The organism is Candidatus Phytoplasma gossypii (assembly GCF_030586975.1).
Lineage (GTDB): Bacteria > Bacillota_I > Bacilli_A > Acholeplasmatales > Acholeplasmataceae > Phytoplasma > Phytoplasma citri.
In genome coordinates this window covers 1-1568 of record NZ_JAOSIT010000065.1, presented here as the reverse complement: position 1 = coordinate 1568, position 1568 = coordinate 1, and the positions used below count along the sequence as shown (strand labels likewise).

At 25.9% G+C, this 1568-nt stretch carries 2 protein-coding genes; one reads left to right on the top strand and one right to left on the bottom strand.

What is annotated here, in order from left to right; translation table 11 throughout:
• Window positions 1-430, top strand: a 430-nt coding sequence (locus OC698_RS03355; RefSeq protein ID WP_420887796.1) for a YneF family protein, incomplete at its 5' end; no start/stop codon positions are given.
• Window positions 431-1014: 584 nt separating this feature from the next.
• On the opposite strand, the gene OC698_RS03050 is transcribed toward OC698_RS03355, so the two are convergent.
• The gene (locus OC698_RS03050) at window positions 1015-1245 is read right to left on the bottom strand and encodes a hypothetical protein (RefSeq protein ID WP_304513220.1); all 231 of its coding nucleotides are present in this window, start codon (window positions 1243-1245) and stop codon (window positions 1015-1017) included.
• Between the last annotated feature and the right edge of the window lie 323 nt (window positions 1246-1568).

Sequence of the window (1568 nt, the reverse complement as noted above, 5' to 3'; positions counted from 1 at the left end):
TATGACTTGGTTTGAAACAATTTTATTTTTATCAGGTTTATTTATAGGAATTTTAGTAGGAGCATTAGTAATGTTTTTCGGTATTAAAATATATTTAGAAAAAAATCCTCCTATAAATAAAAAACAAATTAAAGAAATGTTCAAACAAATGGGAAGAAGTCCTAGTGAAAAACAAATTCAACAAATTATGTTGGCGATGAATAAGAATTGTATTACAAAATTTAAATTATTTATTTTTTATATTTGTTTTTTTATTTCGATTTCAATTCTAATCCAGGAACAAATTATAAGTTATACGTATTTCGTATTACGTGGATCTAAAAAATTTTTAGTTAAGTTTAAAAACATATATATTCAAATTCCATCACTAATATGTTTTAGATCTTTTAAAAAAACAATATCATCTTATGAATTTATTTATTCTGTTTAAATAAATATTAACTTATATTCGTTAAAATCTATTTGTTATTCCGATCGTTCCTTGTTTCTTAAATCATTTTGAACCTAAAAAATTTAAAGTTTTTTTATTAATTTGGTACTTGATCTTTTAATCTTCTGGGTTTCATTAAAGGTTTCTTTGATGTTAACAAGAAAATTATCAACATGACAAATTATACTCTATTCTGAAATCGGAATTTGAACTCAGATAGCTCTAAATTCGAGTATTACAATATTGACTCTTGAATTATCAGCATATTGTAATTTAATAATCACAAAAAGATTTATAAACAAATTAATTCAAATAATTTTAGATTAAAATTTAAAATACGGATAGATTAATTGCGTTTTACGCAGCGATTTGTATTTGCTGTTTTATTTACAATTAGCCCTCGTCCAAACCGGACAAGCAAGTGTCCCAGCATCCGGCTTTCCATCATTTACTCTCTTTCGAGAACTAATTTCCCCTCGCGATTGATTAGCTATTTATTCTTATCGTTCTTATTCTTTCTGATATTATGTATTTATTGATTGGTTATCTTAAGATGACAATCTTTACATAATACCTTTGTAATTTTATTCATGATCCTTTGGTGATTCGCCTTGTGAATTGTCCCCATGTGATGAATTTGAAATTGGGGTTGTTTCGTCGCAGTTCTCACAACATTCCGTTTTCAAACGGTCAGTTAGATTCGTACGACCTTGGAATATAAATCTGTTGATGGTAATATTAGAATTTCTTTTGTAGTTACGCATTTTTTTAATTTTATCACAAGAGTAGATAAACTGTTCCGTTTTTTTAGACAACTTTTGATTTAAAAATTATGCTTGAAGACTAAAAATTAAGTTGCTAATTTCCTATCTTTTCAAACCAAAGAAATATTTTATGAAATTAAAAAAAGTGTCTAAACTTTTTTTGATAATTCTTTTGTTTCAAAAGATATTTTTTTTATATTTTATCATCCTCACTATATAGTTAGGTAAAAAAAGAGAAAAACCTGATAACAAAATGAAAAGAAAATGATATTTGCTATTAGTTTAACTTTTTTCTTTAAAAAAAGGCGCACTCAAGTAACCTTTTTCAGGTCAGCTTAAGACCGTTCAAAAATTAGCTGCGATTTTGCGCATAT